This is a genomic window from Agaribacillus sp. DX54 (assembly GCF_056858335.1).
The window spans coordinates 12598-28258 of record NZ_JBXEQE010000008.1 but is presented as its reverse complement, the minus strand read 5'-3'; the positions used below and the strand labels follow the sequence as shown (position 1 = coordinate 28258).

The 15661-nt window shown below is 43.0% G+C and carries 18 protein-coding genes and 1 pseudogene; 13 read left to right on the top strand and 6 right to left on the bottom strand.

The annotated features are described in order from the left end of the window. Positions 1–49: 49 nt before the first annotated feature. Positions 50–706, top strand: a complete 657-nt coding sequence (locus AC04NP_RS11000) for a hypothetical protein (protein WP_482859797.1) — start codon at positions 50–52, stop codon at positions 704–706. A gap of 106 nt (positions 707–812) precedes the next feature. Next, positions 813–1337, top strand: coding sequence for a hypothetical protein (locus AC04NP_RS10995; protein ID WP_482859796.1), 525 nt, complete (start codon positions 813–815; stop codon positions 1335–1337). Between the two features lie 8 nt (positions 1338–1345). On the opposite strand, the gene AC04NP_RS10990 is transcribed toward AC04NP_RS10995, so the two are convergent. Beyond that, positions 1346–3133, bottom strand: coding sequence for an ABC transporter ATP-binding protein (locus AC04NP_RS10990; RefSeq protein WP_482859795.1), 1788 nt, complete (start codon positions 3131–3133; stop codon positions 1346–1348). A 148-nt stretch (positions 3134–3281) separates the two neighbouring features. On the opposite strand from AC04NP_RS10990, the gene AC04NP_RS10985 reads away from it, so the two are divergent. From AC04NP_RS10985 to coaE, 8 genes are all read left to right on the top strand, one after another. Then, a complete protein-coding gene (locus AC04NP_RS10985; RefSeq protein WP_482859794.1) occupies positions 3282–4385 on the top strand; it encodes a Glu/Leu/Phe/Val family dehydrogenase in 1104 nt (367 codons plus the stop codon). Positions 4386–4444: 59 nt separating this feature from the next. Continuing rightward, positions 4445–5608, top strand: a complete 1164-nt coding sequence (nusB, locus tag AC04NP_RS10980) for a transcription antitermination factor NusB (protein ID WP_482859793.1) — start codon at positions 4445–4447, stop codon at positions 5606–5608. A gap of 10 nt (positions 5609–5618) precedes the next feature. Beyond that, on the top strand, positions 5619–5924 hold the full coding sequence (locus tag AC04NP_RS10975) for a YtxH domain-containing protein (protein WP_482859792.1): 306 nt from the start codon (positions 5619–5621) through the stop codon (positions 5922–5924). A gap of 3 nt (positions 5925–5927) precedes the next feature. Continuing rightward, positions 5928–6929 carry an isocitrate/isopropylmalate dehydrogenase family protein gene (locus AC04NP_RS10970; protein WP_482859791.1) on the top strand — a complete coding sequence of 334 codons (1002 nt, stop codon included), beginning with the start codon at positions 5928–5930 and terminating at the stop codon, positions 6927–6929. Between the two features lie 67 nt (positions 6930–6996). Further along, complete coding sequence (locus tag AC04NP_RS10965) at positions 6997–7548, top strand: DUF1573 domain-containing protein (RefSeq protein WP_482859790.1); 552 nt, start codon at positions 6997–6999, stop codon at positions 7546–7548. Positions 7549–7565: 17 nt separating this feature from the next. After that, positions 7566–7886: a preprotein translocase subunit YajC gene (yajC, locus tag AC04NP_RS10960; protein ID WP_482859789.1), complete on the top strand. Its 321-nt coding sequence runs from the start codon at positions 7566–7568 to the stop codon at positions 7884–7886. Between the two features lie 14 nt (positions 7887–7900). After that, on the top strand, positions 7901–8881 hold the full coding sequence (locus AC04NP_RS10955; RefSeq protein WP_482859788.1) for a YbbR-like domain-containing protein: 981 nt from the start codon (positions 7901–7903) through the stop codon (positions 8879–8881). Then, on the top strand, positions 8871–9491 hold the full coding sequence (gene coaE, locus AC04NP_RS10950) for a dephospho-CoA kinase (RefSeq protein WP_482859787.1): 621 nt from the start codon (positions 8871–8873) through the stop codon (positions 9489–9491). Before AC04NP_RS10955 ends, coaE begins: the two co-directional genes overlap by 11 nt. Before the next feature lie 5 nt (positions 9492–9496). Here coaE and AC04NP_RS10945 read toward each other — a convergent pair whose 3' ends face one another. Next, positions 9497–9721 (bottom strand): hypothetical protein, encoded by a 225-nt coding sequence (locus AC04NP_RS10945; protein WP_482859786.1) that lies wholly within the window; start codon positions 9719–9721, stop codon positions 9497–9499. Positions 9722–9892: 171 nt separating this feature from the next. Between AC04NP_RS10945 and AC04NP_RS10940 the strand changes: the two genes are divergently transcribed. Continuing rightward, positions 9893–10381: a thioredoxin family protein gene (locus AC04NP_RS10940; RefSeq protein WP_482859785.1), complete on the top strand. Its 489-nt coding sequence runs from the start codon at positions 9893–9895 to the stop codon at positions 10379–10381. Positions 10382–10706: 325 nt separating this feature from the next. Further along, positions 10707–13586, top strand: a complete 2880-nt coding sequence (locus AC04NP_RS10935) for an FAD-binding and (Fe-S)-binding domain-containing protein (protein WP_482859784.1) — start codon at positions 10707–10709, stop codon at positions 13584–13586. Here the strand turns inward: AC04NP_RS10935 and AC04NP_RS10930 are convergent. The 4 genes and pseudogenes from AC04NP_RS10930 to AC04NP_RS10915 form a co-directional block, all read right to left on the bottom strand. Beyond that, positions 13564–13812: an ankyrin repeat domain-containing protein gene (locus tag AC04NP_RS10930; protein WP_482859783.1), complete on the bottom strand. Its 249-nt coding sequence runs from the start codon at positions 13810–13812 to the stop codon at positions 13564–13566. The two genes, AC04NP_RS10935 and AC04NP_RS10930, sit on opposite strands and share 23 nt — an antisense overlap. Next, positions 13809–13898: pseudogene (locus AC04NP_RS10925) on the bottom strand (hypothetical protein); the annotation flags it as partial. The pseudogene AC04NP_RS10925 and the gene AC04NP_RS10930, both read right to left, overlap by 4 nt. 46 nt (positions 13899–13944) lie before the next feature. Then, positions 13945–14544: a hypothetical protein gene (locus tag AC04NP_RS10920; protein WP_482859782.1), complete on the bottom strand. Its 600-nt coding sequence runs from the start codon at positions 14542–14544 to the stop codon at positions 13945–13947. 476 nt (positions 14545–15020) lie between these two features. Continuing rightward, positions 15021–15227 (bottom strand): hypothetical protein, encoded by a 207-nt coding sequence (locus AC04NP_RS10915; protein WP_482859781.1) that lies wholly within the window; start codon positions 15225–15227, stop codon positions 15021–15023. Positions 15228–15295: 68 nt separating this feature from the next. On the opposite strand from AC04NP_RS10915, the gene AC04NP_RS10910 reads away from it, so the two are divergent. Next, positions 15296–15523 (top strand): hypothetical protein, encoded by a 228-nt coding sequence (locus AC04NP_RS10910; RefSeq protein ID WP_482859780.1) that lies wholly within the window; start codon positions 15296–15298, stop codon positions 15521–15523. Positions 15524–15661 lie beyond the last annotated feature (138 nt).

The following is a 15661-nucleotide window of genomic DNA, read 5'->3' as shown; positions in this document are numbered from 1 at the left end:
TTCTCTGCCTGCGAATAATGAAATTGCATGTTATATCAATCCGGATTCCATGAAAAGTGCAAAATTCATTGTTTTAATCATTTTTTTAACCGGCATCCATACAGTTCAGGCCCAAATGCGGAGCGGAGGGAAAAAATTAAAAAAGGTGGTATGTCCGATTGAGAGTGGCAAGGACCTGAATTTTAGCCTCGGAGCCAGAATTGGTGATCCGTATGGTATCACCGCCAAGCTATATTTTCCGGAACGTCTGGCAGTGGAGTTGGTAGCAGGACGCACGTTTCCCGGATTGCATGATCAGGCCAATGAACAGGCTTTCCACACTGAAATAGAGCTGCCTTTTGACGAAACCGAATATCTGGGTCATGAAATCAGAAAGCTTTATACAGGACAACTGAGATGGGTATATCACGTTGATTTCCCCAATTACGACGGCCTGGACTGGTATGTTGCCGCCGGTGGGCAAATCAGGTATTTTGAGATCCATTACGTTTTTGAGTTTTTCAATGCCAACCCGCCGAGTGCCAATGTATCTTCCATTGACGATCCTTATATCACCCTGGGCCCTGAGCTGTCTGTGGGCGTAGAGTACGTCATACCTTATCATACCATGAGTTCGTTTGCGGAAATCGGTGTCTTTGGGGATATCAATAACGGTGGTCTGGACTCGCAGTTTTTTGGAGGTTTGGGGATACGTTATAACTTTTAGTTTCCGGAAATAATACAATTTGATTAAATAATAAAAGCCTAAAAGCCCTTTCTGCTGGCTTTCCTCATACTTTTTATTTTTCTTTGGGCTCCAATCAAAACTATCCATGAATCAAAGGAGAACTATTATCTGGGTTGCCGTTTTTTTCACCATTTGTCTTGTCACTTATGCTTATCTCGGAGGTTTAAGAGAAGTTAAAATATCGGTCATTTCGGAAGACGTATATCATATGGTCGGTAACAGGTTTACCGGGCAAATTGAAAGTGACACCCTGAAGGATATGTTCCTTTCAGCTAAAAAACGGATTGAAGATAAGCAGGTCGATGGCACACTCGCTATCTTGTACTTTAAAGATGCCGAACATGGTAGAGACAGCATTGAATGTTTCACCGGGATATTGCTTGGGATGAAGCCTGAAAAAGTTCCTGCAGGCATGGAATACAAAGCCTTTAACAGTAACGGTGCGGTGAAGGCCCGGTTTGACGGACACCGGTTGGTTACCCCTAATCCTGCGGAAATCAAAGAAAAAGTGGACCGCTATGCCCAAAAAAACAATTTAAAATTGCAGCAGATTTTTGTTGAGAAATACTTTTCCGATAACGCCATCGAAATAGACTATTTGCTGCAATAAGGAAATAGTTAGTCTTCTACTTCATCCCCCTGCAACTGTTTGTCATACAATGCCTTGAAAGCCCCATTTTGTGCCAGCAGTGATTCATTGGTACCCTTTTCAATGATTTTGCCATCATCCAGTACCAGTACCTTATCGGCCAGTTTAGCTGAAGACACGCGATGCGAAATGATGATAGATGTCCTGCCCACCATAATTTTTTGCAGGTTGTTCAGGATGGCATTCTCGGTTTTTGTATCCACTGCCGAGAGGCTATCATCCAAAATCAGGATCCTCGGCTCCCGGATTAAAGCCCGTGCAATAGACACCCTTTGTTTTTGTCCTCCTGATAATGTGATTCCCCTTTCTCCCAAAACAGTCTCAAAGCCCTCTTTAAATTGCGTGACGTTATCAAACAAATCGGCGTCTTTTGATGCTTGCAAAACCTTTTCCTCGTTAACCCCCTCCGCGCCAAAAGCGATGTTCTCTTTAATGGACTCCGAAAACAAAAATACATCCTGGGGAACGTAACCGATCTGGCTCCGGAGTGAGGCCAGGCTAAAATCTTTTATATTGTGGCCATCGATGGTGATCTCCCCATTGGTTACATTAAACATCCTGCAGATTAAATTGGCAATAGTACTTTTGCCTGAACCGGTAGTCCCTATAATGGCCACCGACTCTCCCGGTTTCACCTCAAAGCTGACATCTTTCAGTGCGTGAATATTTGAATCTTCATAAATAAAGTTAACCTTATCAAAAGTAATGGCTCCCTCGATAGGCTGGGAAAGATTTTTTTCCGAGACAATATCGTTTTTTGTCTTCAGGAACTCATTGATTCTGCCCTGTGACGCTTCTGCCCTTTGAATGATGCTGGTAATCCAGCCAAGTGCTGTCACAGGCCAGGTCAGCATGTTTACATAAAGTATGAATTCGGCGATATTCCCAAAAGTTATGGAACCATTTATGACCTCGATACCTCCAACGAAAATGGTTAATATAATGCTAAGGCCTATCAATCCCATAATCAATGGCATAAACAGGGAGTTGACGAAGGTTAACCCCAGGGATTTTTTCTTGTAGTCATCGCTCTCCCTGGTAAATGCATCCATTGAATAAGATTCTCTGACAAACGCTTTTAATACCCTTATCCCTGAAAAGGCTTCCTGCACAAATGTGGAAAGGCTTGACAGGCTTCGCTGGATTTCCTCAGAGCGACGGTTGATGATATTGCTTACATAGTAAATGCTTATGGAAAGAATTGGCAAGGGAATTAGAGCGTATAAGGTTAATTTCACATTGACCAACAACATAATAGGAATAACCATCAGAAAGATAGAAAGCAAATTCAGCCCATACATAATAGCCGGCCCCAGGTACATCCTTACTTTGCTTACATCTTCGGAAATTCTGGCCATTAGATCACCTGTGTTGTGTTTGCGGTAAAAACTTAAAGGCAGAGTCTGGTAATGGTGGTAAATTTCATTCTTAAGATCGTATTCAATATGACGGGACATGGCAATGATCGTTTGCCTGACTAAAAAGAGGAAGAGCCCTCGCAGCAGTGCCATAATGACAATAGCCAAACCACATATAAAGACGTTGACAGCAAATGAATCAGCGAAGATACTTTGGGTGTTTAAACCCTCTAAAATTCCATATAAGCTAAGTTCATTGCTGATAATATCTACAGAATACCTGACAATTTGGGCAGGAAGGATAGCGAAGACATTGGAAATCACGATAAACAAAATACCAAAAAAAAGGTGGTATTTGTATTTGATCAAATACTTATTGAGGTGGCTGAGTTCTTTCACTAGATACTAAAAACGGCTATGATGGTAAATTGTTTTACCGTGTTGAATAAATTGATGATACTGACAAATAAATGAAAAATTTGCGATATTTTTGCCACAAATTCGAGCCCTGGGAGGCGTTGTTACATCAAACCCAAAAACATATTAGATGTCGGAAGTAAACACAATTGAAAAAGTAGATAAATTGTCAGTTTTTGATCAGGTGTCAAAACTAGGCCATGAGCAGGTTGTTTATTGTTATGATGAACCTACCGGCTTAAAGGCTATTATTGGAATACACAATACGGTATTGGGCCCTTCTCTGGGTGGAACCAGGATATGGAATTACCAGTCAGAAGAAGAAGCCCTCAAAGATGTTTTAAGGCTTTCCAGGGGAATGACCTTTAAAAATGCCATTTCTGGCCTTAATCTGGGCGGGGGAAAGGCCGTTATCATCGGTGATGCCAAGGTGATTAAATCAGAAGCATTGTTTCGGCGATTCGGTAGGTTTATCGAGAGTCTGAGCGGCCGTTATGTAACGGCAGAAGATGTAAATATGAAAACATCGGACATTGAATATGTGGCGATGGAAACCCATCACGTATCTGGCCTTCCCGAGGTGTTGGGTGGAGGGGGTGATCCCTCGCCGGTGACAGCCTTTGGCACTTACATGGGCATGAAAGCGGCAGTAAAAAAGGTTTATGGCACTGATAGTCTGGAAGGTAAGAAAGTTGCAGTGCAGGGTGTAGGCCAGGTAGGTACTTATCTGGTAGAATACCTCAAAAAAGAAAATGCCAAGGTCTGTATTTCGGACATCGATGAGGAAAAACTGGACCATGTGGCAAGGGAACACGGCGCGGTAGTTGTTCCTGAGCAGGATCTGTATGACCTCGACATGGATATTTATGCTCCTTGTGCGCTTGGAGCAACACTTAATAGTGATACTTTGTCACGTTTGAAATGCCGGGTAGTGGCAGGAGCAGCCAACAATCAATTGGCCGATGAAAGAAAACATGGCAAAATGTTAAAAGAAAAGGGCATTACATACGCTCCTGACTTTCTCATCAATGCGGGGGGTGTTATGAATTGCTATGCAGAATATATTGGGGAATACAAACGGGAAAAAGTGTATAAACAAGCTGAGAAAATTTACGACATTACCAATAACATTTTAAATACGGCGGAAAAACAAAACATTACCACCCACGAGGCGGCACTTGAGCTGGCCTTGCAGAGAATATTGGCTATGGGCAAGGTTAAGCTGGCTTTCTAGCTGAAATACGACACTGAGTTTGATTTGATAAAACTGAAATCTTTCTTTAAAAAACTGCCATGCTGAACCGGAGATCGTTAAGAATTAAAGTAGCGCAGAATTTATACGCCTACAATCAATGCAAGCTGGCAAACTATGAGATTGCACTGAAACAGATTGAAGAACACTTTTTGCAGGAGTCCTATTTGGCCGAAGGACAAAACCGGGATGCGTTGAGGCAAAATGGATTGGAAGCGAAGGAAGCCCTTAAGAAAAGGCTTGAAAACAATGAAAGTACAGCTAACAACGTGACCGCGGAAGCTATCAGAGAGGCGGTGGATGAGGTCTATGTATCTTATCAAAACAGTCTTAAAAAAGACATGAGGGCCTTACGGAGCAACATGATCACTGAAGCGGAAAAAGTGGTAGACCGCTACCTGATGGTATTGGCCCTGCTAACGGAATTTGCGGAAATAGCTTCTGGCAAATACTTCAAGAACCCGGCGAAATTTGTTTGTCAGAACCTTCAGAACAACCGGATTATCAAGGCAATAATGGCCCACCAGCCGTTACAGAATATGATAATCAGAAAAAATATTACCTGGAAGAATCATCATCAGGATGTGCTTTCCTGGTATAGGGAGATTATTAATGAAGTGCCTGAATATGCAGCTTACAAGACCCTGAAGCAGCCGGGTATTGAAGATGACAGGAAGATTCTTACCTTTATAGTTAAGAATCAGATATTTAAGAATGATGTCATCAATGCGTTGTTCGAAGAATTGGATCTGAGCTGGGAAGAAAACAAAGCGGCGGTAAAAAGTATGGTTCAAAAGACTATCAAGTCGGTGGAATCAAGCGGTGAACAGGAATGGACCCTGGAAATAAGTCCTCTTTCATACAATTGGGAGGATGATAAGGCGTTTTTTGAAGAGTTGTTTGTAAGCAGTATTGAAAATGATGAAGATTTTGAAAAGTTGGTTGCGGAGAAATCAAAAAATTGGGATATTCATCGATTGGCAATGATGGATAAAATTATTTTGAAAATGGCTATTTGTGAAATGATTAAATTTCCCAGCATACCGATTAAAGTAACCATCAATGAATACATAGAAATTTCGAAACGTTACAGTACGCCAAAAAGCAAGCAATTTGTAAACGGATTGCTCGACAGCCTGGCGAACAAACTGGTTTCAGAGGGAGTTATAAAGAAGAGCGGGAGAGGTTTAATCGATAACAAATAATTAAAATACTATGAGCAGATCAAGTAATACCTTTTTAGCATTTTTAGCCGGGGCCACAACGGGCGCCTTGTTGGGTATACTTTATGCACCCGATAAAGGGTCCAATACCAGAGACCGGTTGTCATATACCCTTGATAAATATAAAGAAAGGCTCGAAGACCTTCTGGATGACATTATCAACGGCAGGCACGAGGCTGAGTCCCTGGCTAAGAGTAAAGGAGAAAGAGTTGTGAGTGACGCAAAAGAAAAAGCAGAAAAACTTCTACATGACGTAGATGAACTGATAGACCAGATCAAAGGGGAGGATAAAGATTAGATAATGAAGACTGTGACGCTCATAAAGGGCGATGGCATAGGTCCGGAAATAATTCAATCGGTTAAGGATATTTTTCAGGCGGCAAAGGTTCCGGTACAGTGGGAAGAACAAAATGCCGGACAAACGACCCTGGATGAGACAGGAGAGCTTATTCCGGGGACGCTGGTCGATTCTATCGACACCAACAAGGTGGCTTTAAAAGGCCCCATTACCACACCGGTGAAGGAAGGGTTCAGAAGCATCAATGTGCAACTGAGGCAAATGTTTGACCTCTATCAAAATTTAAGGCCATGCAAAAGTACGCCGGGTGTAAATTCCCGGTTCGAGGATGTGGATTTGGTATTATTCAGGGAAAATACAGAAGGACTCTATTCCGGCCTTGAAATCTATGACCCGCGGCTGGAGATGGCAGACTCTATTGCCAGGATTACCAAAGATGGCAGTATGCGGATCATCAGGGCGGCATTCGATTACGCCAAAAACAATCAAAGAAAAAAAGTAACCCTGGTGCACAAAGCCAACATCCTAAAACACATTGGAAAAATCTTTCTGGATGCTGGCATGGAGGTCGCAAAAGATTATCCTGATATTGTTACTGATGACAAGATCATCGATAATATGTGTATGCAACTAGTGATCAAGCCTGAGCAATTTGACGTGGTGGTGACCACTAATCTTTTTGGAGACATCTTATCCGATTTGTGTGCGGGACTTGTTGGCGGGCTGGGACTTGTCGCCGGTGCCAACATTGGAGATGATATCGCCATATTTGAAGCCGTCCACGGCTCGGCCCCCGATATTGCCGGTAAAAATATTGCTAACCCTACGGCAGTCATCCGATCTGCCCTTTTAATGCTTAACTACCTAAAGCTAACTGATTATCATGACACTATCAGTGCGGCACTGGACAGTACACTCGCTAACAGAGACGAATGTACTGCTGACCTGGGAGGCAGGGCCGGTACCACTGATTTTACTCAAAATATTATAAAAAAGTTAAAATAATGTTTATTAATGGCTAATTTTGATATTAGCGAAAGAGAAAATCGAAGTTAAATTAATATTTCAAATCATGAAAAAGTTAATGAATATAGGTGTGTTAGTAACTTTTGCCGTAGCAGCAATGACATCATGCACCAACAGCAAACAAGAAGAGAAAATAGCGGCGTTAGAAGAGCGAATTAAGGAACTGGAGAATGGGGGTAGCAGCGCACAGCAAAACCAAAGTCCTACCACTTTAGCAGCCAACGTAGATACGGAAACCACCCCTGATGGGCCCCTGGGCGCTTTCGATTTTGAAGAAGAAGAACATGATTTTGGAACCATCGAGGCAGGTAAGATTATTGAGCATACATTCAAGTTTACCAACACCGGAGAAGCCCCGCTTATCATCCAAAGTGCTACAGCCTCTTGCGGATGTACCGTTCCTAAAAAGCCCACCGATCCCATTCCAGTCGGCGGTGTAGGGGAAATCGGGGTACGGTTTGACAGTAAAAATAAAAGTGGAGTTCAAAGCCCGGTGATTACAATCAGGGCCAACACTAACCCTAACGTGACCAGAATTAAACTGAAAGGTACGGTTAACCCTAAACAGGAATTACCGGACGGACCTGTCAGAAAATAATACAAAACAAACTACCTATGTTAACCTATATTTTGTTGCAAAGCTCATCGGGCGGGCCAAACGCCTGGATGGGAAACGCTATTCTTTTTGGCGGTATTATCCTGATCTTCTATTTTTTCATGCTGAGGCCCCAGCAAAAAAAACAGAAGGATCAGAAAAATTTTCTTGAAACAGTTAAAAAGGGCGATAATGTCGTGACTATTGGCGGTATGCATGGAAAAGTATTCGCCATAGAGAAAGATTTTGTCATCATTGAGGTGGATAAAGGGGCAAAAATCAAATTCGATAAGTCTTCAATTTCCTTTGAAAACAGCAAGACTTACGCTAAGAAAACTTAATTGGAAATACCCCTTTGGAAACAATAAAAAAAATAATTAATTGGCTGGGGGGATCACTTACAACCGAAAATACCAAAGACTGGAAGGTGGTAGTACTTTGTGTGATTGCTGCCACTACATTCTGGTTTTTTAATGCATTGAACAAAAATGACTATACGACAGTCATTAATTACCCGATCAGGTTTAACTTCAATAATCCCAATGATAGCCTGATCATTGTAAAATCACCACCGGAGAGAATTGCTATAGATGTCTCAGGCAGGGGATGGATATTATTCAGAAAAACTTTTTGGTTTAATTACGAACCGATCAAAATTGAACTTTCCGCGCCGGTAGATACCAAATTTCTCACCAGGGGCTCTCTTTTGCCCATCATAGAACCACAGTTAAGTGATCTGAAAGTAAACTATATAGTTGATGATACTTTATTTATCAATATCGAAAGAAGGATAAGTAAAAAACTTAAGGTATTTGTTGACAGTTTGCGTATAGGCCTTGAGAATAACCACCGGATCACCACGCAGATACGCATCAGACCGGACTCCGTTTTAATTGCAGGGCCCAAGTCCATTATCGATGACCTGCCGGTCAGGATGGAGCTGGAAATTGACGAAGATGACATTGACTCGGAATTTAATGACAGAATCGATGCCAATGTCCTGGAATTACCGCTTGTTACCTATTACCCTGGAAAGGTATCTGTAAATTTCAAGGTATCGGAATTTGTTAGAAAAGAAAGCCGGTTGCCTATTGAATGGATAAAATTTCCGGACCAGCCCAATTTGACTGTCAGCGACTCGACGGTCAACATTGACTATATGGCGGTGCTGGAAAACCAGGGACAAATCAACGGAAGCCAATTCCGGGTAACTGCCGATTTTTCTGCTATCAGCGCCAATGATTCCACCATATTACTGGAATTAGAAATCTTGTCCGATCACGTGACAGATGTAAATTTTTCACCCCGGTCTATCAAGGTAAGTTATGGAAAATGATCCCCCTTTGATCGGCGTAACTGGCGGGATTGGTGCTGGTAAAAGCATGATATGCAGGGTTTTTCAATCCCTTGGAATGCCAGTTTATAACGCCGACGAACGGGCCAAATGGTTAATGGCGCATGACCGGGTGCTGATAGAAGCGATTAAAAAACACTTTGGCACGGATGCTTATCTGGAAGACCATATTATCAACAGCGCTTTTCTGGCTTCAGTTGTTTTTGACAATGAAGAAAAGCGCCGCCTGTTAAATGGATTGGTCCACCCTAGGGTAGGGGAAGATTTTGCATTGTGGGTAAAAAAAAATAACGGATCCCCCTATTTAATCAAGGAAGCTGCTTTGTTGTTTGAGGCTGGCTCTTACAAAGACTTAGATAAAGTCATCAATGTAGATGCCCCGGCCACACTGCGCAAAAGAAGAGTACTATTAAGAGATCCACACCGGGAAGCCAAAGACATCGACGCAATCATGGCCAGTCAATTCAGCGACCGGCAAAGAAGGGAAATGGCAGATTATACCATAATCAATGATGACCGCACCCTGGTGATGCCGCAGGTACTAAAGCTGCATGAACAATTTCTCGCCATGGCGCCTGAGCAGGTTGAATAGAAATTTCAAAGGTTTTCAGGTAAGCGGATCTGATCGGTGTAAAATTTGATTCGTTTGCTGGATATTTTAAGTAGTTCTATCTTCTCGATTTTATCCAGCTTGTGATTGTAAAATACTTCCACATAAAAATTATTCAGCAGGTACAGATTAATTTTGTAGCGGTAATATCTGATAGCGACAATAAAAGTTCCCTCCCTGTATAACAGGTTGATTTTTTCGTTTAATGACATACTATTAAACAAAGGAGGTGACATTTGATTAACTTTTATAGGGTAAACGCGCATTTGATAAGATAAATATAAATAAAAATGAATTATTGATGTAAAATAATTGCTTATTCCGTTTTCAGATATTATTCTTGCGTTGATTTTAATCGCAAACAACCAAAGGGAAACTGACTCATGGACCGTAAGGGAAACCTGGTACTCAAGATACTCGGCTTGATTGCCATATTATTAATTTACATCAGCAACCGTCCGGCTACCGAGACCATCTCCAACGGGAACATTTGGATGACAGATTATATGCTGGCCAAAAACAAGGCGAAGGTAGAAAACAAACACATTTTAATATTTTTCTCAGGTTCTGACTGGAGCAGACCCAGCATCGAATTGTCCAGGGATGTATTTGAGCAAGAAGCCTTTAAATCATTCGCCAAAGAAAACCTGATTTTGTTAAGGTTGGATTTTCCTAAACACAAAAAGAACCTTCTTAACGTCGAGCAGGCCAAACACAATAAGACCCTGGCGGAAAAGTTTAATAATCAAGGCCACTTTCCGCTGGTACTGGTGATCGACAAAAACGAAAATGTGTTGCTTCGTACCGAGTATAAAAAGGATGGCGCCTCAGGTTTCTTAGCTCATGTAGAAAAAACGCTGACGGCTTTCTGATTACAGGGTAAAACCCCATGACCGGCCTGCATCAGATCACCCGCCCAAAAAGGTGATATTGCTAGTCTTTGCATTTTTTTGCGCCACTCATTCGATTCTCAACTATCCTCACATCAAGATCGGATAAGATAAACAAGTGCTCTATGCCCCATTAAAACCCGGTTTTAATACCAGATCAATAATTTATCCGCTAAATTTATAGAAGATTGTGGGGTGGGGCGATGGCTGATAAGCAAACAGTGGTGAATCTGAAGTTACCACCTTGTCGGACAGAGGGACGGGTCTAACTGAAAACTAAATTGGAAATCTTAAATTCATTTCATTTATGAGTAAGGATTTAATAACAGCATTGGCGCACCGGATCAAAGGGGATGTATTAAGTGATGAATATTCATTGGGCATGTATGCTACAGACGCCAGCATTTATCAAATCAGGCCTGTGGTGGTTGTTTTGCCCAGGGATGAGGAGGATGTGAAAACAGCGGTGGCGCTAGCCAGGGAGCATCGTGTGTCGATTCTACCGAGGGGAGGTGGGACAAGCCTTGCCGGACAAACTGTCGGTAAATCATTGGTATTGGATTTTTCCAAATATATGCAGGAAATTATACAGCTAAACGTGAAGGACAGATGGGTGAGGGTACAGCCGGGAATGGCAAGGGATGACCTGAACGCGGCCCTGGCACCACATGGGTTGCATTTCGCCCCCGATCCGGCTACCAGCAGCAGGGCCAATGTAGGAGGTATGGTAGGCAACAATTCCTCTGGCACTAAAAGTATCTTGTACGGCAAAACGATAGACCATGTCCTTGAAGCCAAAGTTTTGCTGGCAGATGGTACCGGTTTGCATTTCAGGGAGCTTACAAAAGACGAAGTCAACAAAAATGAAGGAAGAACAAAGCGTGAGGAGGAGATTTATACAGGCTTTCAACAAATTATTGAAGCACATAGGGAAGAAATCGAGCGAAAGTTTCCCAAGGTGATGAGAAGGGTCGGGGGTTATAACCTTGATGAGTTTGTTTATAATGGTAACTGGAATTTGAGTAAGCTTATTTGTGGTAGTGAGGGGACGCTGGCCACATCGCTGGAATTTAAGCTTAACCTTGAGCCCTTACCAAAGTTTAAGTCCGTTTGTGTTGTCCACTATGCCCGGCTATTAGAGGCCATAGGAGCAGTGGCGCCAATACTTGAATTTAAGCCTTCAGCGGTAGAGATTCTGGATGACACTGTGATAACCCTGAGCAAAAAGAATCTTACTACCCAACGGCATTGCCATTTTATAGAAGGCGATCCCGAAGCCATACTGATTGTGGAATTCTACGGGAAAACACGGGAGGAGGTAATGAGTCGGGCAGAAGCTATGATTGCGGATCAAAAGGCGAAAGGGCTCGGGTATGCCTATCCGCTATTTCCTGAGGGTAAACCTTATGATGATGTATGGGTGGTGCGAAAAAAAGGACTGGGTTTGATGCTTGGTCTGAAGGGTGAAAAGAAACCGCTGCCTTTTATAGAAGATGCTGGTATTCCGCAGGAAAATTTGCCGGAATACATCGACAGGGTGTTAAAAGTATGTAAAAAGCACGGAGCTGAAGCTGCTATGTATGCTCACGCGAGCGTTGGAGTGATCCATGTACGGCCGATTCTGGACCTGCGGCAGGAAGAGGACATAGAAAAGTTGAAAAATATTGCAGACGATGCCTTCAGGCTGGTGGTGGAGTATGGAGGTTCATGGAGTGGCGAACATGGAGATGGTTTGGTAAGAAGTGCCTACAATCAGGCTTTTTTTGGGAAACAACTTTATGGGGCCTTCCTGCAGGTAAAACAACTGTTCGATCCTGATAACCTGATGAATCCCGGAAAAATTGTGGAGGCTCAGGGTATTCAGGAAAACCTTCGCTATGGGGCTCAGTACAAAGATGAACCTGTTAAAACAGCCTATCATTACCGTGAAGAAAACGGATTCGCAGGATCGGTACACATGTGTACGGGAGTGGGGGAATGCAGGAAATTATTAGGCGGTACGATGTGCCCGAGCTTTAAAGCCACACGTGATGAAGAACATTCCACCCGTGGTAGGGCCAATGCTTTGAGGATGGCTATGTCCAATCAATTCGATGATGCGGGGCTGGCGAGTGAACGGCTGCATGAGGTGATGGATCTTTGCCTGTCCTGCAAGGCCTGCAAATCCGAATGTCCCAGCAATGTAGATATGGCCAAAATGAAAAGTGATACATTGCAGATATATTATGACAGCCATGGCACCACCCTGAGGGACAGGCTAATCAGGGATTCTACAAAAATGGCTGCTAAAATCGGTGGCTGGAAAGCAGGTGTTGTCAACATAATACAACGCACCGGTCTGTTTCGTGTTATGCTCGAAAAGCTGGCGGGATTTGACAAAAGAAGAACGTTACCGGCCTATGCCAGTAAACCTTTTATGCATTGGGTCAAAAAAAATGTTAACGGGCAAAACCGGGGTAACAGGAAAGTGGTATTGTTTGCAGATACCTATCTTAACTTTCACGAACCGGAAATCGGCAGATCCGCTTTGCAATTGCTGAACTCGTGCGGTTATGAGGTGATCATTGCCAATGCAGGTTGTTGCCAGCGCCCCAGGATATCACATGGGTTTTTGAGAGAGGCCCGGCAGGAAGGGGAGAAAACGGCTACAGCCCTGAAAAAATACCTCGACCAGGGGCTGAAAGTTGTAGTTTGCGATCCTGGCTGTGCATCTGCGCTCAACGATGATCTCCCGGACCTGCTGGATGACGAGACGTTGGGAAAGCAGTTGAAAGAAGGAGTAATGATGATCGATGTATTTCTTGCGCAGGCCCTTGCATCGGGTGAACTGGATGTGGTTTTTGAGTCAACAGCCAGTCAGGTTGCCGTACATGGCCATTGCCATCAGAAAGCATTATATGGAACAGGTGCCATGATGGCTGTTTATGATAAAACAGGGGGCACAGCTATGGAAATACCATCGGGATGTTGCGGAATGGCAGGCTCTTTTGGTTACGAAAAGGAACACTATGACCTTTCGGAAAAAATTGGAGCTTCGGTTTTGTTCCCCGCTATAAATGAGCTGAAAGCCGATCATACGATTGTGGCCTGCGGTTTTAGTTGCAGGCACCAGATTAAGCACTTTACCGGCGTGGAAGCAAAGCATTGGGTAGAAACAGTGAAAGTCAGGCCAAGGGTGCCTGAATGATTACTACCCGGAAGGGGCGGACTAATGTTCGGGGCAGTCGATCCTTCAGGTATGTTACTGTATCCAACTGATTTCCTGTAGATGCCAGGTGGAGGGCTGTCCTTCCGTCGTAATCTGCCTGGTTGAGATCCACACCCATGGCCTGAAGTCTTTTAATTTCGTCCAGGTCACCGTTAGCCGCTGCGTTGATCAAAGAAACCGTACGGTTTTCCTGAAGGTATTTCATGCGTCGTGGATCCCGTTTTCGCCTGAATAACCGTACATACCACACGAATACGTGATCGTCAGACAGTTTTTTACCGTTTCCACTTTAAATACCTTTTTATTCGTAAAAGGATGGACACCTGAATTAGCGAACTCAGCCGGAAGATTGGCTCAGGCTGTTGTAGAATATAAATAGTTGTTTCAGGTGAGCCGATTTGCTGGGATTAAGATCGAGGTCTTCCATAAATTCATTCACTTCCTGGGCGTGGGCCTCCATTAATTTAAGGATATTCTTTTTCGTAGGCACCAGATTTTGAACGAATCCGGACCTATCCATATAATAAAAACGGTCCACGGTGCTGACAACAGTCCTTTTTCCCATTCTTTTTCTCACCTGCACTTCCCTTTTAAGCAAAGTCATGTTGCCCCGGATAATCACCTCAAAAAATTCCGGGATGACTTTATTCTCCCTGATTTTTACCGGTATGGAATGATAGCGTTTTACTTTTTTGAAGTCCTTGTCCTGCACCTCGAAATAATCTACTATGTTGGCGGTATATGTTTTGGTCTGCCCTTGGCTTTTATGCATCAAAACGTTGTATTTCAATTGATAATTTATCCTCCCGGAGAGAGTGGTGCTGTCTTTAAGTTTAATTTTTCCCAGGTACCATGAGTTATTTTGACTTTGGAACGACCACGCATCAAAACACGGATTTATTAATACTGCCACGAAAAAAGTTTTTAAGATCCTCATAGTTCTTCTGTTTTAGTACCACCAAAAAAATCATGAAACAGCGGAAAGCTCCAATGATACTACAAATAACTTGTCCCCTAAGTTTAATCAGCCCTTCTATTAATTGAGGAATCAGACCGAAAAGAACCTCATCGGGCTTGTGTAAGAATCAATCTGGTCAAAGGTTTCATTACCTGGCTTTAGAAGCAGGTCTTGTTCCTTCTAAACTTCCTTTATATTCATTCGGCGTTTGACGAAAAGAGGCCCGCAAAGGACCCTTTTTACAAACAACATGATCAAATTTATTAAAGGCTGATCTTTCTTGCAATTCCTGCCATCGATCTTTGCAGTTCATGGGGAAATTATTCGGGCCCTAGTCTTGTGGAAATAACAATCCGGTTCCAGCTATTGATGGTGTCGATGGCCAGTATGAGATGTGCCAGATACTGTTCCCCGAACAAATTCCGTACCCTGCCGTAGACGTCATCCGATACCCCTTAATCCGAGATGGGCGTAATCTCTTTTGTAAGTTTTAAAACGGCCTTTTCTTCCTCAGAAAAATAAGGGGATTCCTCCCAGGCACCTAGGGCGAATATCCTTTTTGCCGACTCACCTGCTGCCAGGGCTGATAGTAAAGTGAAACCTAATATCAGGCGCAGGTAAAAGCCCGCTACATCTCTTAATTTTTTTTGCTGAAATTTCACGCCGTTTTTGGTTTGGCAATCATTGATTTTTGTGTTGTTCTTTTGAATTGGACGTAGATAGTACTAAATTGTTAGCCTACCACAGTGATCCGGATTCAGAAAACCCGATAGTCCAACAGGAAGAAATTGATCAGGCCCTTGAAAAGCTTAGTGAATCCCAGGTAGACCGGCTGATAAGCTTTTTATCTCGTCAGTTATTTGAACGGACCTGGTTAATTTCCGGTACTTGGTTTTTAATGATTTCTCCGGCTAATGCTCAGAAAGCAGTCATGGCATGGCGCAAAGTCATACTATGACTTCGGTGAAATTTGTTTCATGGACTACCGATAGAGGCACGAGGCACCGGAAAACGTAAATCAATACCCCCGGCCCGGGACTCGGCTTTCAGACTGATTGGTAATTTTACCTGTTAATTTTTCTGTGGATGAATTTTT